The following is a 25,626-nucleotide window of genomic DNA, read 5'->3' on the forward strand; positions in this document are numbered from 1 at the left end:
CGCCCCCGTTCATGAAAGCCCATGGGGCAAGGCGAATGTGCAGACATAAGGTGCTCCGTCACGCTGCAGTTCCACGCGCACACCTCGACCGGGGTGCGCGGGTTGATCGGAAGGCCAGGCCAGCCAACGGCCACCCTGGTGATAAAGGACATTCCAGGCGCTGACCCGCTGCAGGCGCTCGCGCACCACCCACTGCGGCTCGCCAACGGCGTACAGGTCGGCCGAACTTTCCACCAGCAGTTGTTGCTCGCGGGCCTCATAGCGCAGGCGCTGGCGCTGCAAACGCGAGCCACCTTCGGCTTGCGGCCAGGCCGCTGCCGCTACCCAGAGCAACTGGTCGCGCTGCGGTTGCCAGTCGAGCCAACGCACCGCCAACGGCAGCCGCTGTTCGTACACGCGGCGCAGCACCGGGCTGTCGAAACGCCGCTCCAGGGCCAGGCAGAATTCCAGCACGCCGGCGTCGGCGCTGGGCGTCTCGAGCCGCTCACGCACTTTCAACCAGCCATTGACCAAGGCCGCGAGCATGATCCCGAGCACCGCGGTCAGGGCCAGCGCGACCATCAGCTCGATCAGGGTCAGGCCCGCCTGCCGAGGTCGCTTCATGGCCGCTCCAGAAACACGCTGTACTGCCCCAGCGGCAGGCGCTGGTCGCGGTCGGCAAACAGTTGCAGGTCACCCCGGCGCAAGTCGCGGACACCGGTGCCGCGCAACTGCAGCTGCCAGTGACAGACTTGCCCACCCTGGTTCAATACGCCGCTGTTGCTGTTCGCCGCTGGCCAGTACTGCTCCACGGCAAAGCGTGCCTGCAACTCACGCGCGCACAGCAGGCCGAGGCGATGCTGCTGAACGCTCTCCTGGACCGCCAGGCGCTGGCGCAACACCTGGCTGGCGATCACCGCCAGCACGGCGGCGATGGCCAGGGCCACGGTCACTTCGAGCAGGGTAAAACCGCGCTGACGACGCTTCATGGGGTTGCCGCCGTGCGCAGCAGACCGTCGCGCGCCCAGCTCCAGCGTTGGCTGCCCTGCGCCGACTGCCACACGACCGTGCCGGGGCGCGCCCAACCGTCGGGGGTGAACAGCAACTGCGGGGTGGTGCTGGCCGACCAGTCCGGGCGCAAGCCCTTCGGCCAATCGCCCAGCCGAACCGGCACCACCTGCCAACCCTCGCCCTCGCGGCGGACGAACTCCGGGCGCTGGCCATTCCAGCGCAAGCCGCGCAACTGCCCGGCATGCCGGGCCAGTGCAGCCTGTTCGCGGGTCTGCGCGGCCAGCCGGTCGAGCGCCTGGTCGACACGGTTGCTGCCGCTGTCGAGCCAGGCCACGCTCAGGCCGGTCATCAGCCCGGCAATGGCCAGCACCACCAGCAGCTCGAGCAGGCTGAAGCCACGCTGGGCAGTCACGCGTCACAGCTCCCAATTGCCCAGGTCGGCGTCCAGCGCTTCGCCGCCGGGCGCACCGTCGGCGCCCAGCGAATAGACATCGACCCGGCCATGCTCACCGGGCATGCGGTACTGGTACGGCGTGCCCCACGGGTCTTCCGGCAGGCGGCGGATGTAGCCGTCACTGCGCCAGGCTCGCGGCAGCGGCTCCTGCGCCGGTTTCTTGACCAGTGCGGCCAGGCCCTGCTCGCTGCTGGGGAAGCGCAGGTTGTCCAGGCGGTACATGTCCAAGGCCTGCTCCAGGGTCGCCAGGTCGGCCATGACCTTCTGCCGCATGGCCTTGTCCTGGTTGCCCAGCACACTGGGCGCGACCACCGCGATCAGCAGGCCGATGATGAAGATCACCACCATGATTTCCATCAGGGTGAAACCCCGTTGACGGGTGCGTCGATGCTGCATGTCCATTCTCCTCGTCACAATTGCAGGCCTTGGTTCAGTTGCATGATTGGCAGCAGTACGGCCAGGACGATGAACAGCACCACGCCGCCCATCACCAGAATCATCAAGGGTTCGAACAGCGCCATGGCCGTGTCGACCTGACGGGCAAAGCCGCGCTCCTGGTCGTCGGCCACCCGCTCGAGCATGTCGGCCAGGGTGCCACTGGCCTCGCCGCTGCCGACCATGTTCACCAGCAACGGCGGAAACTGCTGGCTGGCGTCCAGCGCGCGGTGCAGGCTGGTGCCGCCCTGGACCTGCTGGCGCACCTGCTCCATGGCCTGGCGGATGCGCCGGTTGGCGACCGTCTCGGTGGCCACCTGCAACGCCTCGAGCAGGGCCACGCCGCTGCCGCTGAGGATCGCCAGGCTGCGCGCCAGGCGCGCGCTTTCCAGCACCTGAAGGAGGCCGCCGACCCGCGGCAGGCGCAGCAACAGCTCATCGCGGCGCAGGCGCCAATAGGGTTTGCGCAACAGCCAGCCGCCCAGCAGGGTCAGCAGAATGGCCAGGCCAAGCAGCCACGGGCCGGCGCTGACCAGGCCCTGGCTGATGCCGATCAACAGCGAGGTCACCCACGGCAGGCTCTGCCCGGAGTGGGCGAACTGCTCGGTGAGCTTGGGCACGACGAAGGTCATCAGGCCGACCACCACCGCCAACGACACGCCCATCAGCACACAGGGGTAGATCAACGCGGTGCGCGCCTTGTGCTGCTGACGCTGGACCTGTTCGAGGTGGTCGGCCAGGCGTGTCAGCACCTGGGCCAGGCGCCCGGAGCGCTCACCGGCCTCGACCAGCGCGCAGTACAGGCCGGTGAACGGCGCGCCCTGGCGGGCCAGGCTGCGGGCCAGGCCCAAGCCTTCGGCGAGGGCGCCACGCACCGCCACCAGCACCGCGTGCAGGGCCGGTTGGCGCAGTTGCCGTTCAAGCGTGTGCAGGGCATCGACCAGCGGAATCCCGGCACCGGTGAGGGTCGCCAGCTGACGGGTCAGTTCGCACAGCTGGGCGCGGCTCAGGCGCTGCCGGCGCGGCTGGGCGGCGGCGCTGTCGTGGCGCTTGAGTTGCCGGGCGAACAGGCCCTGCTCGCGCAGCAGCTGCCGCGCATGCCGTTCGCTGTCGGCCTGCAGGCTGGCGCCGTGGGTCTTGCCGGCGAGGTCGACGGCTTGGTAGCGGTAGGTCGGCATCGGTCAGCCCTGAACCACGCGCAGCACTTCGGCGAGGCTGGTTTCGCCGCGCCGCAGGCAGTCGCTGGCCATGCTCACCAGGCTCTGTCGACGCTCGACCAGGTAGTCGTGCATGGCCGCTTCACTGGCGCCGTCGTACAGCAGCGCGACCAGCCCGGGGTCGAGTTCGACGAATTCATACAGCCCAAGCCGGCCGTTGTAGCCGCTGCCCTGGCAGTGCTCGCAGCCGACGGCATGGTAGGTCTCGGTCAAGGCACCGAGCTCCGGCCACAGCTCGCGCTCGGCGGCCTGCAACGGCTGCGCCTGGGCGCACGCACAGAGCCTGCGCACCAGGCGCTGGGCCAGCACCCCGCGCAGGCACGAAGCGATCAGGAACGGTTCGATGCCCATGTCGCGCAGGCGGGTCACCGCGCCCACCGCACTGTTGGTGTGCAGGGTCGACAGCACCAGGTGGCCGGTGAGGCTGGCCTGCACGGCGATCTGTGCGGTCTCCTGGTCACGGATCTCGCCGAGCATGATCACGTCCGGGTCCTGACGCAGGATGGCGCGCAGGCCCGTGGCGAAGGTCAGGCCGGCGCGCGGGTTGATCGCGGTCTGGCCGATGCCGGCGATGGCGTATTCGACCGGGTCCTCGACGGTGAGGATATTGCGGCTGCCGTCGTTCAGGCTGTTGAGGCTGGCGTACAGCGTGGTGGTCTTGCCCGAGCCGGTCGGGCCGGTGCTCAGGACGATTCCGTTGGGCCGCGCCAGGCAACTGCGCAGGCCGCGCAAGACCGCCTCGGGCATGCCCAGGTTGGTCAGCGCGAGCAGGCTCGCCTGTTTGTCCAGCACGCGCATCACCACCCGCTCGCCATGGATACCGGGCAAGGTCGAGACCCGCACATCGACCTCGCGGCCCGCAGCGCGCAGGGTGATCCGGCCATCCTGCGGCTGGCGCTTCTCGGCGATGTCCAGGCGCGCCATGACCTTGATCCGCGACACCAGCATCGCCGACAACGCGCGTGGCGGGCGCAGCACTTCACGCAGGTGGCCGTCGACGCGCAGGCGCACCACCAGGCTCTGTTCGAAGGTCTCGATGTGGATGTCCGAGGCACGCAGGCGCAGGGCCTGGCCGAACAGGCCGTTGATCAGGCGGATCACCGGCGCTTCGTCGTCGCTTTCGAGCAGGTCTTCGATGCGTGGCATCTCGCTCATCAGGCTGTCCAGGTCGACCTGCTCGCCGATGCCGTCGATCAACGCCTGGGTGGTGCCGCTGCCGGCTTCGTACAGCTGGCCCAGGCGCGCATCGAAGGCCTCGGCATCCAGGTACTCAAGCCCTTGGGGTTGGCCATGCACGCGCAGCAGCTCCTGCAGCTGGTCACTGTCGGCGTCGGGCCGCAGCCACAGCTGCCAGCCTTCGGCGAGCGGCGCCATGGCCAAGCCGGCCTGACGCGCCAGGCGGTAGGGCAGCATCACCAGTTACCGCCTTCAAGCCGCGCCCGGCTCGACGGGAACACCTTGAGCAGCGGCGTGCCTTCGGCCAGCTCGGGCAACTGCAGCGGCGTGGTCTGTTGCAGGGTGCGGTATTTTTCCTGGCTGAGGCCGGCCAGGCTCGGCCCGTCACGCAGGATCCGCGGGCGAATGAAGACCATCAGGTTCTGCTTGGTGTTCTTGCTCGCGTCGGAGCGGAACAGCCGGCCCAGGTAGGGAATGTCACCGAGCAACGGCACACGCTGGTTGCTGGTGCTGAGCTCGTCGCTGATCAAGCCACCGAGGATCACCAGGCCATTGTCCTCGACCATGACCTTGGTCTTGATCTCGCGTTTGTTGGTGATCACGTCGCTGGCGCTGGTGCTGTCGGCGATCGACGAGACCTCCTGGACGATGTCCAGGCGCACGCTGTTGTCGATGTTGACCTGCGGCTTGATGCGCAGCTTGACCCCGACTTCCTTGCGCTCGATGGTCTGGTAGGGGTTGGCGTTGTTCTGGGTCACGGAGCCGGTGACGAAGGGCACTTCCTGGCCGACCAGGATCGACGCCTCGGCGTTGTCCAGGGTCAGCAGGGTCGGCGTCGACAGCAGGTTGAAACCGCTCTTGCCCTTGAGCGCGTTGATCAGCATGGCGAAGTTGAAGCCGCCGCCAAAGCTGCCGATGCCGGCGGTGACGCCGGTGGTGGCCGACAGCAGGTCACCCAGCGCCTCGTTGTCGCCACTGGCGGCGGCGCCGGCGATGTTGGCGATGTTGACCCCGTTGCTGCCGAAGTTGACGATCCCCGCGCCGAACTTCTCGTCGGCGAACAGCCACTGCACGCCCAGCTCCTGCGCCTGGCTGTCGGAGACCTCGGCAATGATCGCCTCGACCACCACCTGGGCGCGGCGAATGTCCAGCTGTTCGACGATGTTGCGGTAGGCGGCCAGCTCGCTGTCCGGGCCGACCATGACCACGGCGTTGGTGCCTTCTTCATATTCCAGGCGGATGCCCGAATCGCTGGCCATCGCCAGCGGCTGGTCCTTGCCCTCGCCCTGCCCTTCGCCCTGCCCGCCGGCGGGCACCGCGCCGGTCTGGCTGAGGCCGCGCAACACCTTGACCACCTCACTGGCGTTGGCGTGGCGCAGGTAGATCACCTGGGTGTTGCTGCTGTGCAGGTTGTCACCGGGCCGGTCAAGCTGGGCCAGCAAGGCCTTCACCCGTTCGCGGCTGTCGGCGCTGCCGCGCACCAGCAAGGCGTTGCTGCGCGGGTCGGCGACCACCTGGGCGCGGTCGGCCGCTTGCTCGCTGGCCAGCAGGCGGGTGACCAGCTGGGCGGTGTCGGCGGCACTGGCATGCTGCAGCTTCATGACCTGCAGCGGCTCTTCGCTGACCTGGTCGAGCTGGCGCAACAGCTTGTCGATGCGTTCGAGGTTGCTGCGCCAGTCGGTGACCACCAGCAGGTTGGCCGCCGGGTACGGCGTGATCACCCCGACCCGGGGGTCGATCAGCGGCTTGAGGATGCCGAGCATCTGCTCGCTGGCGGCGTTGCGCACATTGAACACGCGGGTCGCCACGCCATCGCTGCCGGCGGTTTTTTCGCCGCCACCTTCGACCGGTACCGGCTCCAGCCGCGCGGCCTGGTCGGGGACGATCTTCACGCTGCCGTTGGGCAGGTCGACCGCGGCATAGCCCTGGGCGCGCAGCTGGGCGAGAAAGATGTCGTAGATGGCATCGGCGTCATGCCGGTCGACGGTGCGCACGGTGACCTTGCCCTTGACCCGCGGGTCGACGATGAAGGTGGTGCCGGTGATGCGCGAGACGCTGTCGATGAACTCGACCAGGTCGGTGTCGACGAAGTTCACCTCGTACATCGGCGTGCCGCCCTCGTCGAACACCTCCGGCTCTTCGGCCCAGGCCAACGACAGGCTCAGGGTCATCACAGCCGCCATGCAGTATCTAGCCAACATCGCTCTATCCTTGCCGCTTGAAGCCGGTCACGGCAGGCCGTGGCGGCCAGGGCAGGCGCTCGCGCCGCCCCTGGTTGTCGAAAATAAGGCCATCGCTGTCGATGTCCTGCAGGACGATGCCGGGCGCCAGCCGCTGGCCACGGCCCAGCGTGCGCACCTGCTGGCCATAGCGCAGCACCACCACGGTGGATGACAGCGGCTGGGCACGCAGGCCGCCGAGGTATTGCAGGGGCAACCGGGTCAGCGGGATCACGCCGTCAGCGACTGGCGCCTGCCACTGCCCAACCATCAGGCCGGGCAATGCCGGTGCAGCCATTGCCGGCGCGGCGGCCAGCTGCGGCTGGCGGCTGGCTTGCAGCACGCACTGCGCGGCCAGCCAACCGGCCAGGGTCAGCAGGGCGGCGTTGAACAGTCGGCCGCGCCAGGTCAAGCCGGCACCTGCCGTGGGTGCCAGCCGGGATGGCCTTGTACGTAGCGCACTTCGGGCAACTGCAGCGGCGCCAGTTGCCAGTCGCTGGGCTGGCGCACCAGCCAGGCTTCGACCGTCTGCCACAGCGGCTCACCGGCCTGCGGGTCGAACTGCAGGCCGAAGGTGCGGCACAGGCCCTCTACCGGTTCGAGGCCGCTGATGCGCTTGCCCTGTGGGCTGTAACTGACGCGCCAGGCCTGGCCTTGCCAGCGCGGCAGGTCCTGGCTGTTGTCGAGCAGCAAGGGGTCGCCGAACAACTGCTCGGCGGCGTTTTCCAGCACCTGCTCGACCTGCCGCGCGGGCGCTTCGACCACGGGCGCGGTGTAGCCGCCCGTGAGGCTGATCAGGTGTTCGCGGGTGATCGTCTCGCCCGCCGCCAAGGGCGCGTCGTAACGCAGGCCGGGGAGCAACACCGGCATGCTGCTGTCATTGGCCAGGGCCTGGTGCAGCAGCCGGTCCCAACTGCCGCCACGGGTATCACGCCGCCACAGCGCCTGGGGTGCGCGCGCCAGGGGTTGGTCGAGCCAGGCGGCGTGGCCGGCGCGTTGCTGGCGCAGCACGCCACGCAACTGGCTGGCGCGGGCCTGGGCGGTGGGCGGCAGCTGATGCTCGAACGCGGCAAAGAAGCGTGCATCGAACTGCCACTGGCCGGCCACCTGCTGGCAGCGCAGGCGAAACGCGCCACTGGCCCGGCAACCGGCGAACAGCACCGGCACCCGCCGGCCGCTGGCCTGGGTGGCCTGCACCGGTGCCGGCCACAGGTCCTGGCCACGGGCACACAGCAGCACGTCGATTTCATTGACCCGCTCGGCCAACCACAGGCCGGGCCCGGTGCCGACATCGGCCAGGGCCACTACCAGGTCCGCGTCGCGCCGAGCTTGCTGGAAGACCGGCTGCAGCGATTGATACCACTGCTTGAGCGAGGCTTTCTGATCCTGCGCATAGGGGTCGGTGACACCGACCACGGCGATGCGCACGCCGCCGCGCTCGAACACCCGCAGGCTGTCCAGGCCAAACGCCTTGGCCTGGTCGCCGGCAAGCCCGGCACCGAGGGTAATCGCAGAGGATTGGTGATACAGCGCCGCGCAGCGTTGTGGCCAGAGCACCCGCTCGTCGCTGCTGACGCGCACTTCACTGCCGAGCAACTGGCTGCCCTGCACGCCGCTGTCGCCTTGGGTCAGGTAGGCCAGGCCGCTGCCGTTCCAGCCTTGGCCGTTCTCCAGGGTCAGGCAGTTGTGCGCGCCGGCCTCGCTGCGCAGTTGCTCGAGCAGCGCCGCCAGTACCGGGTAGCCGCCAAGCTGGGCATTGCCGGCCTGGCTGGCGTCGAGCAAGGGGGCAAGCTCGGCATGCGCGGCACTGGCATTGCTGCCGGTCATCCACGGTGCGCGGCCGAGATGGCTGACCGGGCCCAGCCGGGTGGCCGGCACCACGGCCTGGCCAGGTTGCCGGGCATCCAGGGTGTCGGCGACATACAGCAGGTCTACCGAGGCACCGCCAGCGCCCTGGCCGGGGAGTGCAGAACAGGCGCCGAGCAGCGGTGCCAACGCACCGACACCCATCCAGCTGATCACTTCGCGTCTGCCCACACTACTAGCCATCAGGCCCGCATCCTTTCCGAGTTCACTTAGGGTCCCGGATATTGCGGCGCTCACATGACAGTTTAATGGCAGATATTCGACAGTAATTGCCGAATGATCTGTAAACCGCATCGCCTAAGAACGACTAGTTTTAAGCGGACCTTAATATTTCTGCCAAAGAATCATCACACAAGCGCTCTAAAGTCGCGGGTTCCTCCAACTCAGCCACTATAAGGACACCCTGATGAGTCGAGACACCGGCGACAACCTGGACCGGAACCTGAGCGCAAACCTGCCAATGGCCAGCGTCATGGACGCTTACCTGAGCCGTCGCACCGTGATGCGGGGCAGCCTTGGCGCAGCGATCGCGATGATCGCCGGTACCGGTCTGACAGGCTGCTTCGACAGCGGTGGCGGTTCCGACGACGATGATCCGGTTACCGAACCAGAAGTACCGAAACTCAAGCTGGGCTTCACCTCCATCGCCGGCTCGCGCACCGACGCCTGCGTCGTCGCCGCCGGCTACAGCGCCTACGTGCTGGCACCTTGGGGCACGCCGCTGAACAGCCAAGCCAACCCGTGGAAATCCGACGGCAGCAACACCTCCACCGACCAGGCCAACGCCATGGGCATGCACCATGACGGCATGCACTTCTTCCCCATCAACGGCAGCTCCGAGGATGGCCTGCTGGCGATCAACTTCGAGTACATCGATGCCCAGGCCCTGCACCCGGCCGGCCCGACCACCGATGCCGGCGGCAAGCGCCCGGTCGAGGAAGCGCGCAAGGAAATCAACGCCCACGGCGCTGGCGTGGTGCGCCTGAAAAAGGTCAGCGGCCGCTGGCAGGTGGTCGACAACGACCCGCTCAACCGCCGCTTCACCACCGTCTCGCTGATGGACATCGCCGGCCCGCTGCGCGGCACCGACCACGTCAAGACCAAGTTCTCGCCGGGCGGTACCCAGGCCCGTGGCACCAACAACAACTGCGGTAACGGCTACACCCCGTGGGGCACCTACCTGACCTGCGAAGAGAACTGGCCCGGCATCTTCGTCAACAAGGCCGCCCGCCCGGCCGACCAGGTGCGCATCGGCGTGAGCAGTACCAGCGGCCAGTACAAGTGGGAAACCTGCGCCGGTGACGCCACCGAGGTGGATGATGAATTCGCCCGCTTCGACATCACCCCGACCGGTGCCAGCGCCACCGACGACTTCCGCAACGAAGCCAGCACCTATGGCTACATCGTCGAGATCGACCCGTACGACGCCAGCACCCGTGCGGTCAAACGCACCGCGCTGGGCCGCTTCCGCCACGAAGGCTGCTGCCCGGGCCTGCCGGTAGTCGGCAAGCCGCTGGTCTGGTACACCGGCGACGACTCCAACAACGAGTACCTGTACAAGTTCGTCTCCACCGCGCTGTGGGAAGCGGCAGACGCCACGCCAGCCGATCGACTCGCCACCGGTGCCAAGTACATGGACCAGGGCAAGCTCTACGTCGCCCGCTTCAATGCCGACGGCACAGGCAACTGGCTGCTGCTCGACGTGGCCACCGCGACCACCGGCGGCAGCACCCTGGGCGCGCTGTATGGCGACCTGGCGGGGATCATCCTCAACACCCGTGGCGCGGCCGATGCGGTCGGTGCAACGCCGATGGACCGTCCGGAGTGGACCGCGGTGCACCCGACCAACGGTGATGTCTACCTGACCCTGACCAACAACAGCGCGCGGACTGCCGACAAGGTCGATGCGGCCAACCCGCGTGGCCCGAACCGTCATGGTCATATCATCCGCTGGCACGACAGCGACGATCAGTTGAGCTTTGACTGGGATATCTTCGTGTTCGGCGCCAACGCCGCCGGCACCGCCGACATCAACCGCTCGGGCCTGACCGAACTGAACCAGTTCGCCAGCCCGGACGGCATGAGCTTCGATAGCCGCGGGGTGTTGTGGTTCGAGACCGACAACGGCGAGTCGACCCTGACCAGCTACACCAATGACCAGTTGCTGGCGGTGATCCCGACCGATCTGGTGGACGCCTCGGGCAAGCAGATCCCGGTCAATGCGCAGAACCAGGTGGACCTGCGTCGGTTCTTCGTTGGGCCCAACGGCTGTGAAGTGACCGGGATCGCCTTCTCGCCGGACAACAAGAGCATGTTCGTCAACATCCAGCACCCGGGCAACTGGCCGTACAACGATGTGGCCACCGATGCGGCGCCAGCGGGGGCTACCGTGCGCCCACGGGCTTCGACGGTGGTGATCCAGCGTAATGATGGCGGTGAGATCGGTACTGCCTGATCCATTGCCGGGGCCGCTATGCGGCCCATCGCTGGCAAGCCAGCTCCTACAGGGACAGCGTCGGTTTTACGATCGGCGCTGTGCTGTAGGCGCTGGCTTGCCTGCGATGGGCTGCGAAGCAGCCCCAGCACTCTCAAGGCTTAAAAGGGCAGCGGCTCACGGCTGCGGACCCGCACCTGCTGCGCCGGCACCCGCGCATGCCACTGCACCACCCCCAGCGCCTCGATCTGAAACTGGCTGCGCAGCCTCACCCCCTCCTCCTCGAACGACAGCTGCAACAGGTAATGCCCACTGTTGAGCAGCAAGCCTTCGCTCAACCGGGCAAACGTCTCGTCATCCACCGCCCCCAATGCCTGGCGCAACGCCGCGGCATCCACATACCCCGCCGCCGGCCGCCCACTGACGATACGGCTGAGCAGCGAACGCGGATAACGCCCCTCGTACAACGCGTCCAGCAACCCCAGGTGCTCCAGCCCCAAGGCATTGGCGTTCAAGCGCCAGCCGCTGGTCTGCGGCAGGGCACACAACATCGGGTAACGGCTCTGTCGACTGGCATCCGGCTCGAGCAGCAGGTTCAACTCGCTGCTGTCGACCATCGGCTGGTTGGCGGCAAGGCGCGCCGGTTGCTGGCGCAGGTACTGCGCACTCTCGGCGCCTTGCAGGCGCGCATCGCTGTCACTGTCGAGCCAATCGCCAAGCGCGTGCACCAGCCGCTCGGCCACCATGTCATCGCCGAGCAGGAAGCGCAACTGGCGCTCGGCGCGCTCGGCATCCTCACCGAGCAAGGCGTTGACGTTGAAGCAGGTGTGCTGGTCGCGTACCCGCAACTGCGCATTGCCGGCGCCAAAATCATAGTTCAGCGGCTGCCCGCGCAAGGCCTGCCAGAACAGCGGGCTGGCGCGCCAGGCCGGGTCACGCAAGGCCTGCGCGGCGTAGACCAGGCCCGCCTGCTGCATCGCTCGTGCCTGCACGCGTTGCTGCAACAGGCGCACTTCATCGACTTGCCGGCGGCCCCCCTCGACCAGCCAGGTCAGCCCTGCGGCAATCATTGCCAGCGCCACCATGACCATCAGCAGCGCGGCGCCGCGCTGTCGTTCCCTGCCCATCCTTGCCACCGTTTGCATCGCCGAAAACGCCAGTCAACACCGCGCGTGTTTCAGCCAGATGGCAACCTGCGCGACAGTCATGTTCACGTCATCTACGACAGGCAGGATTGCCTCTCTTTTCATGGCCTTACAGGAGTGGTCTCTAATGGGTGGCATCGGAATCTGGCAACTGGTGATCGTGCTGATGATCGTGTTTCTGCTGTTCGGCACCAAGCGCCTCAAGGGCTTGGGCAGTGATGTCGGCGAGGCGATACAGGGGTTTCGCAAGTCCATGGGTGGCGACAATGACGCCACTCCGAGCAACCCACAGGTCCAGCAGCAACCGCCGCTGAACGCCCAGCCCGTGCAGCAGGCCCAGACGGATCGGCAGGCCTGATGTTCGAGGTAGGCTTCACCGAACTGCTGCTGGTGGCGGTCGTCGCCCTGCTGGTGCTCGGGCCCGAACGCTTGCCGGTAGCGGCACGTACCCTGGGCCGCGGGCTGGGCCAGGCACGCCGGGCGATGAACGCCCTGCGCGCCCAGGTCGAGCGGGAAATAGACCTGCCGGCGCTCGACAGCGCACCGCTGCAAAAGCTCGAACAGGACCTGCGCCAAGGCATCCGCCTCGAGGCAGAACCGGCCAATGACGCCGCAGCACCGCTGGCTGCCAAGCTGCCGGCCAAGGAGGGTGTGTCATGAGCGTGGCCATGCAATCCGATCCACGCATGCCGCTGACCGCGCACCTGCGTGAGCTGCGCAAGCGCCTGATGCGCGCGCTGCTGGTGATCGCCGTGCTGTTTGCCGGGCTGTTTCCGTTTGCCCAGACCCTCTACACGCTGATCTCCGAGCCGCTGCGGCGTTACCTGCCGGAAGGCACGAGCATGATCGCCACCAGCGTCACCTCGCCGTTTCTCACGCCGTTCAAGCTGACGGCGATGTGCGCGCTGTTCCTCGCCATGCCGTTGTTGCTGCACCAGGCCTGGGGCTTTATCGCCCCTGGGCTGTACAAGCGCGAACGGCGCATCGCCCTGCCGCTGCTGGTGTCGAGCATCGTGCTGTTCTATGGCGGGATGGCCTTTGCGTTCTTCCTGGTGTTCCCGATGATGTTCGGCTTCTTTGCCAGCGTGACCCCGGACGGGGTGGCGATGATGACCGACATCGGGCTTTACCTGGACTTCATCATGGCACTGTTTCTGGCGTTCGGCCTGGCGTTCGAGATTCCGGTGGCGACGTTCATCGTGGTCTGGGCGGGGTTGACCGATGTGCCGACGCTGCGCCGTAGCCGGCCTTATGTGATCGTCGGGTGCTTTGTGGTGGGCATGATTCTGACACCGCCGGATGTGTTCTCGCAGACGATGCTGGCAGTGCCGATGTGGGTGCTGTTCGAGGTGGGGTTGTTGGCGTGCGGGATGATTCGACGGCCTGAGGCTGGCCGGGAGATTGTTGCTGAATGAGCTGATGCAATCGCGGGGCAAGCCCCGCGATTAGCGTCAGTGAGCTCTAGAACTCGGCGAGCCGCCAGACCTCATAGGCTGGCGTCTCGTACGGGTGGCTCTGCTTGAGTGCAGCGACGACCTGAGCGATCAGTTCGTCAGCCACCACCAGCTCCACCTTCCACTCGTCCACCACTTCGACCTGGCCCGCCTGCCCGAGAAACGGCTGGCTGCCGTCCATCGGGCGAAACTGGCCTTGGCCGAGGGTCTGCCAGGCGCAGTGCTCATAGTCGCCGATGCGTCCGCCGCCAGCGGCGAACACAGCGGCCTTGACCACCTCGACATGGCTCGCCGGGACGAACAAGGCGAGCTTGTACATGGCTTAGTTCACCCAGACCCGCGCATTGCGGAACATGCGCATCCAGGCCGCGTCTTCCTGCCACTCGTCCGGACGCCACGAGTTCTGCACGGCGCGGAACACACGCTCCGGGTGCGGCATCATGATCGTCACACGGCCGTCGCGGCTGGTCAGGCCGGTGATCCCGCGTGGCGAACCGTTCGGGTTGGCCGGGTAGCGTTCAGTGACCTTGCCGTGGTTGTCGACGAAGCGCAGTGCCACGCAGCCGGACTGGTCGGCCTGGAGCAATGCATCCTGGCTGGCGAACTCGGCATGGCCTTCACCGTGGGCAATGGCGATCGGCATGTGCGAACCGGCCATGCCCTGCAGGAAGATCGAGTTGGACTTCTGTACCTCGACCATCGCCACGCGCGCCTCGAACTGCTCCGAGCGGTTACGCACGAAGTGCGGCCAGTACTCGGTGCCCGGGATCAGCTCGTGCAGGTTGGACATCATCTGGCAACCGTTGCACACACCCAGGGTGAAGCTGTCGGTACGCTCGAAGAAGGCCTGGAAGGCATCGCGAGCACGGCTGTTGAACAGCGCCGACTTGGCCCAGCCCTCACCGGCACCGAGCACGTCACCGTAGGAGAAACCACCGCAGGCGACCAGGCCCTTGAAGGCGTCCAGGTCGACGCGACCGGCGAGGATATCGCTCATGTGCACGTCGATGGCGTTGAAGCCGGCACGGTCGAACGCTGCCGCCATCTCGACCTGGCCGTTGACGCCCTGCTCACGCAGGACCGCCACTTGCGGACGCACGTCCTTCTTGATGTACGGCGCGGCGATGTCCTGGTTGACGTCGAAGCCGAGCTTGACGCTCAGGCCCGGGTTGTCTTCCTCGAGCAGGCCGTCGTACTCCTGATCGGCGCAGTCGACGTTGTCGCGCAGGCGCTGGATCTGGTAGCTGGTTTCTGCCCACTGACGCTGCAGCAGGCGACGGTCGCCCTTGAACAGCTCTTCACCGGCCAGCTTGATGAGCACTTCGCCGTTGTTGATCGGCTGACCGATCACCGCGACGCAGTCTTCACCCAGGCCAGCGGCGCTGAACTGTGCCAGCACGTCCGGCGTGGCGTCCTGACGTACCTGGATCACCGCACCGAGCTCTTCGTTGAAGAGGATGGCGCTGACTTTCTCTGGCTTGCTGGTCAGGGTGTCCAGTTCCAGGTCAAGGCCGCAGTGGCCGGCGAAGGCCATTTCCAGCGCGGTGGTCAGCAGGCCGCCGTCGGAACGGTCGTGGTAGGCCAGCAGGTGACCGTCGGCGTTGAGGCCCTGGATCACGGCGAAGAAGGCCTTGAGGTCTTCAGCGTCGTCGACGTCAGGCGCTTGCGCACCGAGCTTGCCGTGGGTCTGGGCCAGGATCGAGGCGCCCATGCGGTTCTTGCCGCGGCCCAGGTCGATCAGGATCAGGTCGGTTTCGCCCTTGTCCATGCGCAGTTGCGGGGTCAGGGTCTTGCGGATATCGACGACCGGGGCGAAGCCGCTGACGATCAGCGACATCGGCGAGGTGACGCTCTTCTCGGCGCCCTCTTCGCTCCACTGGGTCTTCATCGACATGGAGTCCTTGCCCACCGGAATGGTCAGGCCCAGCTCAGGGCACAGCTCCATGCCGACGGCCTTGACCGTGTCGTACAGACGCGCGTCTTCGCCCGGGTGGCCGGCAGCGGACATCCAGTTGGCCGACAGCTTGATGTCGGACAGCTTGCCGATGTGCGCGGCGGCCAGGTTGGTCAGGGTCTCGCCGATCGCCATGCGGCCCGAGGCCGGGGCGTCGAGCAGGGCCAGCGGGGTACGCTCGCCCAGTGCCATGGCTTCGCCGCTGTAGACGTCGAAGCTGGTGGCGGTAACGGCGCAGTCGGCCACCGGTACCTGCCACGGGCCGACCATCTGGTCGCGGGCAACCAGGCCGGTGATGGTGCGGTCGCCGATGGTGATCAGGAAGCTCTTGCTGGCCACCGCCGGGTGACGCAGGACACGCTCGACCGAGTCGCTCAGTTGCAGCGTGCTCGGGTCGAAGTCATCGCCCAGCTCGGCTTCGCGGGTCACCGAACGGTGCATGCGCGGCGGCTTGCCCAGCAGCACGTCGAGTGGCATGTCCACCGGGGTGTTGCTGAAGTGGCTGTCGGTCACGGTCAGGTGCGGCTCTGCGGTGGCTTCACCGACCACGGCGAACGGGCAACGCTCGCGCTCGCAGATGGCCTTGAAACGCTCGAAGTCGGCAGCATCGACTGCCATCACGTAACGTTCCTGCGACTCGTTGCTCCAGATCTCGTGCGGGGCCATGCCCGGCTCGTCGTTGGGCACGTTGCGCAGTTCGAAGCGGCCACCACGGCCACCGTCGTTGACCAGCTCCGGGAAGGCGTTGGAAATACCGCCCGCGCCGACGTCATGGATGAAGGCGATCGGGTTCTGGTCGCCGAGCTGCCAGCAGCGGTCGATGACCTCCTGGCAGCGGCGTTCCATTTCCGGGTTTTCGCGCTGTACCGAGGCGAAGTCGAGGTCTGCCGAGCTGGCACCAGTGGCCACCGACGACGCGGCGCCGCCGCCCAGGCCGATCAGCATGGCCGGGCCGCCGAGCACGATCAGCTTGGCGCCAACGGTGATCTCGGCCTTCTGCACGTGGTCTTCACGGATGTTGCCCAGGCCGCCCGCCAGCATGATCGGCTTGTGGTAGCCGCGCACTTCTTCACCGTGCGGGGTGTTGATCGACTGCTCGAAGGTACGGAAGTAGCCGGTCAGTGCCGGACGACCGAACTCGTTGTTGAACGCCGCGCCGCCGAGGGGGCCGTCGACCATGATGTCGAGGGCGGTAACGATCCGCTCTGGCTTGCCGTAAGGCTTTTCCCATGGCTGTTCGAAGCCTGGGATACGCAGGTTGGACACGGTGAAACCGGTCAGGCCAGCCTTGGGCTTGGCACCGCGGCCGGTCGCGCCTTCGTCACGGATCTCGCCACCGGAACCGGTAGAGGCACCGGAGAACGGCGAAATGGCGGTCGGGTGGTTGTGCGTCTCGACCTTCATGAGGATGTGCACCGGCTCCTGCACCGCACCGTACTGGCGGGTTTCAGGGTTCGGGAAGAAGCGCCCGGCGACGCTACCGACGATCACCGAGGCGTTGTCCTTGTAAGCCGACAACACGCCTTCGCTGTGCATCTGGTAGGTGTTCTTGATCATGCCGAACAGGCTTTTTTCCTGCGACTGGCCATCAATATCCCAACTGGCGTTGAAGATCTTGTGCCGGCAGTGCTCGGAGTTGGCCTGGGCGAACATCATCAGTTCGATGTCGTTGGGGTTGCGCTTGAGGCCCTGGAAGGCCGCTACCAGGTAGTCGACTTCGTCTTCGGCCAGGGCCAGGCCCAGGTCGATGTTGGCTTGCGCCAGGGCGGCACGGCCGCCGGCAAGCACGTCGACCGAAGTCATCGGCTTGGGCTGGGCGTGGCTGAACAGGTCGCTCGCCTCTTCCAGACGGGCCAGGACACGCTGGGTCATGCGGTCGTGCAGCTCGGCGGCGATCAGTGCGGCATCGGCATCGCTGACGCTGCCGGCAACGTAGTAGGCGATACCACGTTCCAGCCGGTGGATGTTCTGCAGGCCGCAGTTGTGGGCGATGTCGCTGGCCTTGCTGGCCCAGGGCGAAATCGTGCCCAGGCGCGGGACCACCAGGAACAGGCGGCCGTTTGGCTCCTGCACCGGTACGCTCGGGCCGTACTTGAGCAGACGGGCCAGCACCTGCTGCTGGTCAGCGGTCAGCTCACCGTCGACTTCGGCGAAGTGGGCGAATTCGGCATACAAGCCGGTAACAGCGGGGACTTTCTGGCTCAGTTGCTCGAGTAGCTTACCGTGGCGAAAGGCAGAAAGGGCAGGAGCGCCGCGCAGGATCAACATCGTCGGGACAGCCTCAGGAAGGGGTGTGCTTAGAGGCCGTGCATTCTAGCGTAATTCGAGCGGTTTCGGCACCCGCTCGACACCAATGCTGCCGGGCGGCGGAACCGGACTCCGAGGTCAAAAAATAACGTCACTTTTTACGTCAGGCGCAAACCCTGCAGGAGCGGCTTTACCCGTCAGAAGGGTCATGCGCCAAGCACCGTATCTGTGGGCAAACCCGCCCCCACAAGGGCCTGGCCGGGGTCGGCGAGGTCGATTCGGCCATAAACCGCTAGCAGACAAGCCACTTATTGTCGAGATATGGCAGGCGCGGCCCTTTGCGTATACTGCAACCTATGTTCGCCCACACTGCTTTGCGCCAGCGTTGCGCCAGATGGCTCTTCGCAACCGGACTCTTCCTGATGCTCGGTGCCTGTGTTGAAAAACCCAGCACACTCGAGCGCGTCAAGGAGGACGGTGTGCTGCGCGTGATAACCCGCAACAGCCCGGCCACCTACTTCCAGGATCGCAACGGCGAAACCGGCTTCGAATACGAGCTGGTCAAGCGTTTTGCCGATGACCTGGGGGTGAAGCTGGAGATTGAGACCGCCGACAATATCGACGAAATGTTCAACCAGCTGGGCAAGCCGTCCGGCCCGGTATTGGCCGCGGCGGGCCTGGTGAGTAGCGAAAAGCGCGTCACCCAGGCGAAATTCTCCCACCCGTACCTGGAAGTCACGCCGCAGGTCATCTACCGCAACGGTCGTTCGCGGCCGACCCAGGCCAAGGGCCTGCTCGGCAAAAAGATCATGGTGCTCAAGGGCAGCAGCCACGCCGAACAGCTGGCGACACTTAAAAGGCAGTTTCCCACGCTGGAATACGAAGAGTCCGACGCGGTTGAAGTGGTCGACCTGCTGCGCATGGTCGACGAGGGGCAGATCGACCTGACCCTGGTCGACTCCAACGAGCTGGCCATGAACCAGGTCTACTTCCCCAACGTGCGCGTGGCCTTCGACCTCGGCGACACCCGTGACCAGCGTTGGGCGGTGGCCGCCGGGGAAGACAACAGCCTGCTCAACGAGGTCAACGAGTTTCTCGACAAGGCGCAGAAGAACGGCACCTTGCAGCGCCTCAAGGACCGTTACTACGGGCATGTCGACGTGCTCGGCTATGTCGGTGCCTACACCTTTGCCCAGCACCTGCAGCAGCGCCTGCCCAAGTACGAAAAGCACTTCAAGGTCTCGGCCAAGGTCGAGGAAGTCGATTGGCGCCTGCTGGCGGCGATCGGTTACCAGGAGTCGATGTGGCAACCCGAAGTCACCTCCAAGACCGGTGTGCGCGGCCTGATGATGCTCACCCAGCGCACCGCCCAGGCCATGGGCGTGTCCAACCGCCTGGACCCCAAGCAGAGCATTACCGGCGGCGCCAAGTACTTCATGCTGGTCAAGGCGCAGCTCGACGACAGCATCAAGGAGCCGGACCGCACCTGGTTCGCCCTGGCGGCCTACAACGTCGGCAGCGGTCACCTGGAAGACGCGCGCACCCTGGCCAAGCGTGAGAAGCTCAACCCGAACAAATGGCTGGACGTGAAGAAGATGCTTCCGCGCCTGTCGCAGAAGCAGTGGTTCAGCAAGACCAAGTACGGCTATGCGCGCGGCGGCGAGCCGGTGCATTTCGTGGCCAACATCCGCCGTTACTACGACATCCTGACCTGGGTGACCCAGCCGCAGCTCGAAGGCCAGGTGGCCGAGGGCAACCTGCATGTGCCAGGGGTCAACAAGGACAAGCCGGCGGAGCAGTCGCCGCCGATGTAGTGCCAGTTGTCGCCTCTTCGCGGGGCAAGCCCGCTCCCACAGGGACCGCGCTAGTCTTCAGTACTGCTGCATACCTGTGGGAGCGGGCTTGCCCCGCGAAGAGGCCCTGCCCGACCAACGCCGATCTGTCAGCCCTTGGCCCGCCGGGCCTTGAAGAACTCACTGAGTATCTGCCCGCACGCCTCGGCCAGCACCCCGCCCTCATACAGCACCCGATGGTTGAGGAACCCCTGGGTAAAGAACTGCCCCTGGCTCTGCACGATCCCCGCCTTGGGCTCCAGCGCGCCATACACCACCCGCGCCACCCGCGAATGGACGATCAGGCCCGCACACATGCTGCACGGCTCCAGGGTCACGTACAGCGTGCTGCCCGGCAGCCGATAATTGCTGGCCGCCTTGGCTGCCGCGCGAATCGCCACCATCTCGGCATGCGCACTGGGGTCGCTGTCGACGATGGGTCGGTTGAAGCCACTGCCCAGCACCTGGCCGTGCTGCACCAGCACCGCGCCCACCGGCACCTCGCCCAACGCCGCGCCTTCGGCGGCCAACTGCAGGGCCAGGCGCATGAATTCCTCATCCCGGCTGCGATCAATGATCTGTGGGCGCATCAGACCACCGCAATCGCGGCCATCAGGCCGGTTTCCATGTGGTCGATGACATGGCAGTGGAACATCCAGGTACCGGGGTTATCCGCCACCAGCGCCACCTGCGCGCGTTCGTTCTTGCCCAACAGGTAGGTATCGGTAAACCACGGCTCGACGATCTTGTGGCGATTGGAGCCGATCACCTTGAAACTCATGCCGTGCAAATGGATCGGGTGCTGGTACTGGGTCATGTTCTTCAGCTCGAAGATGTAGCTCTTGCCCTTCTCCAGGGTAGCGATTGGCCGGTCGGCACAGGTCTTGTCGGTGATGTCCCAGGCCTTGCCGTTGATCTGCCACAGGCTCGGCGGCCGGCCGCTGTCGGTGTCGACCGAGACCTTGCCGACCCACTCGAAGTTGAAGTTGATCTTCTCGGCATTCTCCAGGTCCGGCTCGGCAATCGGGTTGGCCGGCAAGGCCTTGGGCCAGTCGCCCGGCGCCTCGCTGCTGGCCACCGAACGCAGGGTACCGAGGCGCACGAAGCCGTCGCGCAGGGAAATTTCTTCGCCAGGCTCGGGGATGCGGATCGCCAGGCAGATACGCATGCCCGGGCCCAGCCAATAGTCGTCCTCGAGCGGGCGCGGCGTCACCGGGTTGCCGTCCAGCGCATAGATCATCGCCTCGCAATTGCCGCGCAGGTTGAGGCGGTAGGTCCAGGTGTTGTCGAGGTTGAGCAGGCGCACCCGCACCACCTGCCCGGCGGGCAGTTCGGTGACCGCGTCGGCCTGGCCATTGATGGTGATCAGGCGTCCGGCGGTGCCATTGCGCGCCGCCTCACGGGGAATGCTGAACGGCAGCCAGGCGCCCTGCTCGTCGACATGCCAGTTTTTCAGGCTCAGCGTGCGCTCATGCTGGAAGCCGGTGGGCTCGCGTTCTTCGACGATCAGCGGGCCGACCAAGCCGCGGCCGAGCTCTTCGGAGCTGCTGACATGCGGGTGGTACCAGTAGCTGCCGGCGTCTGGCACGCGGAACTTGTAGTCGAAGAACTCGCCCGGCTTGACCGGCAGCTGCGACACGTAAGGCACGCCGTCCATTTCCAGCGGCAGGCGGATGCCGTGCCAATGAATGGTGGTTTCCACCGGCAGGTGGTTGATGAAGCGCACCCGCAGCCAGGTGCCCTGGCGCACCCGCAGCTCGGTGCCCGGCGCCGACGGGCCGAAGGCCCAGGCCTCGGTCTTGAAGCCCGCCACCAGCTCGACCTCGAGCGGCGCGGCGATCAGTTCATAGTCATGCCCGGCATTCTCGTCCTCGACCTTGCCCAGCCAATAGCGCGCTGCGCCTCCAGCGCCCAGGCCAACCACGACCAGGCCGGTGAGGCCCTTGAGCATTTGTCGACGGGTAAAGGACATCGGTGCGGGTACCTCGTTATACGCGATCAGTCTGCCAGCAGCGGCTGGCGAGGAAGGGCGAATACGATACACCTGCAAGTGAGAAAGATTAAGTGAAGAGTGCCCACCAGCCCGGCGCCTGGCCCAGACATATGTAACACCCGAGCCGTGCCGAACGGCCCATCCTGAGCCCTCCCCACCCACCGCAGGAGAGGCTCATGGCGTCGCGCGAGCAACCGCAGGCCGTTCAACGACAATTGAGAGCACTGGCCGAGCCGCTGGTCAGTGCATGCCCGGACATGCGTCAGATGGCCCGGGAAGCCGCCACCGCTACGTTGAGCAAGTATCAGCAACCTGCGCTGGACCCTGACCAAGTCTACTTCAACCGCTTCACCACGGCCGTTAGCGCCCCGACCTACAGTGGCTGGGCCCACCATGAGCGGCCGGTCCAGTCCCTGACCTTGCCGCAACTGGTCATGCAGCGCTTCGACGTCAACGATCAGGACAACGCCGACCTGCTCAGCGACTACACCGGGTTCTATACGGCCGGTGCCAACAAAGCCGTGTTCGATGCCTCGAACCAGATCCCGATCGACCCCCAGCGGGTGCTCGAAGACTTCTGGGCGTTCGACTTCAGCAGCGTTTTTCATCAGCGGCTCACGGCGTTCTGGCAACAGCACGCCGACGACTTCTGCGTGCTGGCGAAAACCAACTTCATGGCCAAGGTGATGGAGGTGTGCGCCGATCACCCTGGCAGTGAACTGGCCAAACGCTCGCTGCTGGCGGCAGACGCGCTGGGCAGTGAGATCACTTCGCCCGTCACGCTGGAGCACCTGCGGCGAACCACGACGCCTGCGCAAGGCTCCCAACTGCGCAGCCTCGACATCGGCGGGTACGTGGCCAGCGATATCCTGCGTATCGCGATGACCGACGGCGCCGAGCTGGTCTATGTGCCAGGTGAAGTGGATGCCCTGCACCTGTTCGCCAATCGCAACGAACTCTACTGGTGGGTACTCAGCCAGACCAACGCGCGTGAGAATCGTGCGCGCTTCATGAGCCACTTCGCGCTGGCCTGCCACGCGGAACACGGTAGCGACGTCGGCCTCAACCACCAGCTTGATCTGATGTTCTATCACTGGGGCGGTGATGACGGTCAGTACCTCAATCAGCGCGACCAACGGATTCAGGGCGATGCCTTCATCCACCTGCGCGACTCGGCACACCAGCGCATGCTGGACGACGCGCATTTTGCCCTGCGCTCGAACAGCGACCTGCGCAAACAACTGTGGATCGGGTACCTGAAGGCGTTCGGACAAGTCTTCGGCCCCATGGCCGCCTTGAATTGGCCGATTGCCCTGGCCGTAGTCGGCGCAGGGCTGGCAGACACGGGCTTGAACATCGACCAGGCGGTCAATGGCCACACGACCGCCGAACGCCGAGCTGGCGTGGTCGGCGCCGTGTTCGCGGCTATCGATACGCTGTTCAATGCAACGCTACTGGCCAGTGTCAGCGGCGCACTGGGCGAAGAGCTTGTCGAGGCGGGTGCGGGTGAGCCATCGACTGAAATCGAGCCGCAAACACCCTTGAGCAGCAGCGAACTGGAGGCGCGCCTACCCGAGCCATTCCAGCCAAAAGCGCCGGATCAGTTGCTGGCGGGCTTCGAGTCCAATGAAATCCTCAACGGCGCACCGGGCAGCGGTGAACTTGCAGGGGTCTACACCCAGCAAGGACAGTTCTATGTGCTGATTGACGACCTGCCCTATCAGGTGCGGTATGTAGGGGAATCCACTCAGTGGGTGGTCGTCGACCCGGAGTCGCCCTTCTCGTTCGCTCGCCACGTGCCCCTTCAGCGCACGCCCGAGGGTGCCTGGCAACCCATGGCACGCAACGGACTCAAAGGCGGCAAGCCGCCCAAGGCCCTGCTCAAACTCCTGGGGATCAGCGCCACTCCGTCTGCACTACCGCCCTTGGAAGTCACGCCGTACGAGGTGCCGGCCGCACGGCGTGCGACGTTCATGAAATACGATATTTCCCCACAGAACAGGGTCATCAGCGGGGACCACTTCTCGTTCGATGCAGAGGCCAATCACGTCTACGAGGAATATGCCCAACTGCGAGACCGACTGGCCGCCGACGCCACTCAATACATCCATTCCGCCACGCTGCCAGAGCGCCCGCAAACGCCGGACCTTGCCAGCCAGGCGAGCCCGAAACAGATCATTCGGGGCATCTACGAAAACACGGACGGCCTGGTCATTGGCGAGTCGCATTCTGCATTGGGCAGCAAGCGCTTCCTCATCGACAATATGGCCGAGTTGAAAAAACAGCAGGTGAAAGTGCTGTACATGGAGCACTACACGACCGACTTCCAACAGGTCGAACTGGACCAATTCAACCGCACCGGGCAGCTGCCAGACAAAATCCAGCGCTACATCAAAGCCCAGGATTTCGGCCATATCACTGACCGCTCAGGCCACTACACCTTTGAAAATGTCATGCTCAAGGCCCAACAGCATGGCATCCGCATCCAGGCGATAGATTGCATGGCCAGCTATGCACAGGCATGGGCCAAGACCCCAAGCCCGTTGGCACGCCAACAGATGATGAACTACTTCGCCCACCTCATCATCGACGCAGACCAACTGATACGTGGCAAGAGCAGGTGGGTAGCGTTGGTGGGCAACACCCACGCCAACAGCTATGAAGGCGTACCCGGCTTGAGTGAGATGCAAAAGGCGATCGGCCTGCGCGTGGTGGATATCGATATCGGCCAACCCGGCGGCATCGGCGTTGACCCCGGCTTCCCCTATATTGACGAGAACATCACAACCACTCGAATCAAGAGCGAGCTCTTGTTGCGGGCTCCATTGACAGTTGCCCAGGCAGAGACCGGTAGCCTTGACGCGCTGCCCCCACCCGCCGTTGAGGACAGCCAGCTTGAGCAACGATTAAGTACAGCCGGGGACTTCATGTTCATCACCAGGGACAATAGGCCGTCCCTGGTGCACCGCAACCGCGTCGGCCAACTGGTGTTTACGCCCATTCTTGTGGATGACCATTTCTTCTATATCGACAACAGCCGTTGGCCTTGGGCGGATCAGTACCGCACACCTGAGCTGAAGCGCTTGAAGGTTCTGTTTGAACGCAATGGCATGCATTACAAGCCTGCCAGCTAGGGCATAAAAGGGGTGAAATCTCATGGCTTCACCCTTTTTATTGTTCATTCGCAATAGGAGTGCCAGAGACAGCGGGCTAAGTGCGATTCCAAGGGTTGAGGACAGTCAGGCCAGCAGCCTGAAAAGGACTGACGTCGCGCGTAGCAATCAAAAGCCCATTGGCACTGGCGATAGCCGCTATACAGGCATCGGCCGTCTCAATACCACTGCCCGCCTTCCGAGCCTTGACCAACACCTCGGCGTAGGCGTTGGTACACGCTTGGTCAAACGGCAACACACGCCCGAGAAAGACCGGCAGAACACGCCTCTCCAGATGTTCATGCAATGCCGTCCGACGCTTCCCTTGCGGCATCAGGGCAACGCCAGCCCGCAGCTCCGCCACGGTGATTGCCGACAGGTAGAGCGTTTCCAGCGGCTGCGCGTCCAGCCACTCGATAACGCAAGGCTCCGGCTCGCGGCGCAGCGGCTCGGAGATGACATTGGTATCAAGCAGGATCATTCAAAGCTCGCTGCGCGGGCCTGGGTTTTATCGCGCACACCCTCGAAGATTGCCGTTTCTTCATCGCTGAGCGTGACCTCACGCCCGATCTCGGCCAGCAGCGACCCCAGCTTGATACGGCCGCTTGGCCGTACCGCGGACTCAAGGATGTCACGCATCTCGGCCTCGATGCTCCGGCCATGCTGAGCGGCACGCACGCGGATCGCGCGGTGCACCTCTTCAGGCACATTTCGAACAGTAACGGATGGCATCTTGCAATCCTCCAAAACGCTGCGATTGCTTGCAATTTAAGCTAATGCATTCACCCGCACAATGAATACCGGGCTGCAATCCGTAAGATCAGATCGGCGGTAACCTCCGACACCCCAGAGCCGGCTCGCTCTTTTATTACTTAAGTCATATATCCATGTAAGTAATCACTTGGGAACTTCATTGCCCCCTCCTCTCTGACCCAACGTCCCTGACGATTTGTCCGCCATAGAGAGGCTGCACTTTTTTTCGCACACGAGCCGCTCTAGGGCGCGCACTCCCAAATATACATAGCCGCACTCTGGAAAAAGTGGCTAGGTGACACTAC

22 protein-coding genes are annotated in these 25,626 nt (G+C 65.3%); 6 read left to right on the forward strand and 16 right to left on the reverse strand.

The window, feature by feature from the left end; all coding sequences use genetic code 11:
* Positions 1–9: 9 nt before the first annotated feature.
* The 9 genes from CCOS865_RS23075 to CCOS865_RS23115 are packed head-to-tail and all read right to left on the reverse strand — an operon-like array spanning position 10 to position 8,540.
* Positions 10–603 (reverse strand): prepilin-type N-terminal cleavage/methylation domain-containing protein, encoded by a 594-nt coding sequence (locus CCOS865_RS23075; RefSeq protein ID WP_119145190.1) that lies wholly within the window; start codon positions 601–603, stop codon positions 10–12.
* Positions 600–968, reverse strand: coding sequence for a type II secretion system protein GspI (locus CCOS865_RS23080; RefSeq protein WP_119145197.1), 369 nt, complete (start codon positions 966–968; stop codon positions 600–602). Before CCOS865_RS23080 ends, CCOS865_RS23075 begins: the two co-directional genes overlap by 4 nt.
* Positions 965–1,402, reverse strand: a complete 438-nt coding sequence (gspH, locus tag CCOS865_RS23085) for a type II secretion system minor pseudopilin GspH (RefSeq protein ID WP_119145199.1) — start codon at positions 1,400–1,402, stop codon at positions 965–967. Before gspH ends, CCOS865_RS23080 begins: the two co-directional genes overlap by 4 nt.
* 3 nt (positions 1,403–1,405) lie before the next feature.
* Positions 1,406–1,840, reverse strand: coding sequence for a type II secretion system major pseudopilin GspG (gspG, locus tag CCOS865_RS23090; RefSeq protein WP_119145201.1), 435 nt, complete (start codon positions 1,838–1,840; stop codon positions 1,406–1,408).
* 14 nt (positions 1,841–1,854) lie between these two features.
* The gene (gene gspF, locus CCOS865_RS23095; protein WP_119145202.1) at positions 1,855–3,057 is read right to left on the reverse strand and encodes a type II secretion system inner membrane protein GspF; all 1,203 of its coding nucleotides are present in this window, start codon (positions 3,055–3,057) and stop codon (positions 1,855–1,857) included.
* Between the two features lie 3 nt (positions 3,058–3,060).
* Positions 3,061–4,509 carry a GspE/PulE family protein gene (locus CCOS865_RS23100; protein WP_119145205.1) on the reverse strand — a complete coding sequence of 483 codons (1,449 nt, stop codon included), beginning with the start codon at positions 4,507–4,509 and terminating at the stop codon, positions 3,061–3,063.
* Positions 4,509–6,455, reverse strand: a complete 1,947-nt coding sequence (gene gspD / locus CCOS865_RS23105; RefSeq protein WP_119145207.1) for a type II secretion system secretin GspD — start codon at positions 6,453–6,455, stop codon at positions 4,509–4,511. The genes CCOS865_RS23100 and gspD overlap by 1 nt, the downstream gene beginning before the upstream one ends.
* A 22-nt stretch (positions 6,456–6,477) precedes the next feature.
* Positions 6,478–6,903: a pilus assembly protein PilZ gene (locus CCOS865_RS23110; protein WP_119145209.1), complete on the reverse strand. Its 426-nt coding sequence runs from the start codon at positions 6,901–6,903 to the stop codon at positions 6,478–6,480.
* Entirely contained in the window at positions 6,900–8,540 is a 1,641-nt protein-coding gene (locus tag CCOS865_RS23115; RefSeq protein ID WP_119145211.1) for a bifunctional UDP-sugar hydrolase/5'-nucleotidase, read from the reverse strand. Before CCOS865_RS23115 ends, CCOS865_RS23110 begins: the two co-directional genes overlap by 4 nt.
* 223 nt (positions 8,541–8,763) lie before the next feature.
* On the opposite strand from CCOS865_RS23115, the gene CCOS865_RS23120 reads away from it, so the two are divergent.
* Positions 8,764–10,812 (forward strand): PhoX family protein, encoded by a 2,049-nt coding sequence (locus CCOS865_RS23120; RefSeq protein ID WP_119145212.1) that lies wholly within the window; start codon positions 8,764–8,766, stop codon positions 10,810–10,812.
* A 140-nt stretch (positions 10,813–10,952) separates the two neighbouring features.
* Here the strand turns inward: CCOS865_RS23120 and gspK are convergent, their stop codons facing one another.
* Positions 10,953–11,918 carry a type II secretion system minor pseudopilin GspK gene (gene gspK, locus CCOS865_RS23125; RefSeq protein WP_119145214.1) on the reverse strand — a complete coding sequence of 322 codons (966 nt, stop codon included), beginning with the start codon at positions 11,916–11,918 and terminating at the stop codon, positions 10,953–10,955.
* A 145-nt stretch (positions 11,919–12,063) separates the two neighbouring features.
* On the opposite strand from gspK, the gene tatA reads away from it, so the two are divergent.
* The 3 genes from tatA to tatC are packed head-to-tail and all read left to right on the forward strand — an operon-like array spanning position 12,064 to position 13,351.
* A complete protein-coding gene (gene tatA / locus CCOS865_RS23130; protein ID WP_119145216.1) occupies positions 12,064–12,294 on the forward strand; it encodes a twin-arginine translocase TatA/TatE family subunit in 231 nt (76 codons plus the stop codon).
* On the forward strand, positions 12,294–12,596 hold the full coding sequence (gene tatB, locus CCOS865_RS23135; RefSeq protein WP_119145218.1) for a Sec-independent protein translocase protein TatB: 303 nt from the start codon (positions 12,294–12,296) through the stop codon (positions 12,594–12,596). Before tatA ends, tatB begins: the two co-directional genes overlap by 1 nt.
* Positions 12,593–13,351, forward strand: coding sequence for a twin-arginine translocase subunit TatC (tatC, locus tag CCOS865_RS23140; protein WP_119145220.1), 759 nt, complete (start codon positions 12,593–12,595; stop codon positions 13,349–13,351). The genes tatB and tatC overlap by 4 nt, the downstream gene beginning before the upstream one ends.
* 46 nt (positions 13,352–13,397) lie before the next feature.
* Here the strand turns inward: tatC and CCOS865_RS23145 are convergent, their stop codons facing one another.
* Both CCOS865_RS23145 and purL read right to left on the reverse strand, forming a co-directional pair.
* Positions 13,398–13,709 carry a YqfO family protein gene (locus tag CCOS865_RS23145; protein ID WP_119145222.1) on the reverse strand — a complete coding sequence of 104 codons (312 nt, stop codon included), beginning with the start codon at positions 13,707–13,709 and terminating at the stop codon, positions 13,398–13,400.
* Between the two features lie 3 nt (positions 13,710–13,712).
* Positions 13,713–17,612 (reverse strand): phosphoribosylformylglycinamidine synthase, encoded by a 3,900-nt coding sequence (gene purL, locus CCOS865_RS23150; protein ID WP_119145224.1) that lies wholly within the window; start codon positions 17,610–17,612, stop codon positions 13,713–13,715.
* A gap of 335 nt (positions 17,613–17,947) precedes the next feature.
* Here purL and mltF point away from each other — a divergent pair, with 335 nt between their 5' ends.
* The gene (gene mltF, locus CCOS865_RS23155; RefSeq protein WP_119145226.1) at positions 17,948–19,405 is read left to right on the forward strand and encodes a membrane-bound lytic murein transglycosylase MltF; all 1,458 of its coding nucleotides are present in this window, start codon (positions 17,948–17,950) and stop codon (positions 19,403–19,405) included.
* A gap of 128 nt (positions 19,406–19,533) precedes the next feature.
* On the opposite strand, the gene tadA is transcribed toward mltF, so the two are convergent.
* Both tadA and CCOS865_RS23165 read right to left on the reverse strand, forming a co-directional pair.
* Positions 19,534–20,013 (reverse strand): tRNA adenosine(34) deaminase TadA, encoded by a 480-nt coding sequence (gene tadA / locus CCOS865_RS23160; RefSeq protein WP_119145228.1) that lies wholly within the window; start codon positions 20,011–20,013, stop codon positions 19,534–19,536.
* Entirely contained in the window at positions 20,013–21,395 is a 1,383-nt protein-coding gene (locus tag CCOS865_RS23165; RefSeq protein ID WP_119145230.1) for a multicopper oxidase family protein, read from the reverse strand. Before CCOS865_RS23165 ends, tadA begins: the two co-directional genes overlap by 1 nt.
* A gap of 278 nt (positions 21,396–21,673) precedes the next feature.
* On the opposite strand from CCOS865_RS23165, the gene CCOS865_RS23170 reads away from it, so the two are divergent.
* A complete protein-coding gene (locus CCOS865_RS23170; RefSeq protein WP_415842603.1) occupies positions 21,674–24,550 on the forward strand; it encodes a dermonecrotic toxin domain-containing protein in 2,877 nt (958 codons plus the stop codon).
* Between the two features lie 76 nt (positions 24,551–24,626).
* Here the strand turns inward: CCOS865_RS23170 and CCOS865_RS23175 are convergent, their stop codons facing one another.
* The gene (locus CCOS865_RS23175; protein ID WP_119145234.1) at positions 24,627–25,049 is read right to left on the reverse strand and encodes a type II toxin-antitoxin system VapC family toxin; all 423 of its coding nucleotides are present in this window, start codon (positions 25,047–25,049) and stop codon (positions 24,627–24,629) included.
* On the reverse strand, positions 25,046–25,300 hold the full coding sequence (locus CCOS865_RS23180) for a FitA-like ribbon-helix-helix domain-containing protein (protein WP_119145236.1): 255 nt from the start codon (positions 25,298–25,300) through the stop codon (positions 25,046–25,048). Before CCOS865_RS23180 ends, CCOS865_RS23175 begins: the two co-directional genes overlap by 4 nt.
* Positions 25,301–25,626: the final 326 nt, after the last annotated feature.

The organism is Pseudomonas reidholzensis (assembly GCF_900536025.1).
GTDB lineage: Bacteria > Pseudomonadota > Gammaproteobacteria > Pseudomonadales > Pseudomonadaceae > Aquipseudomonas > Aquipseudomonas reidholzensis.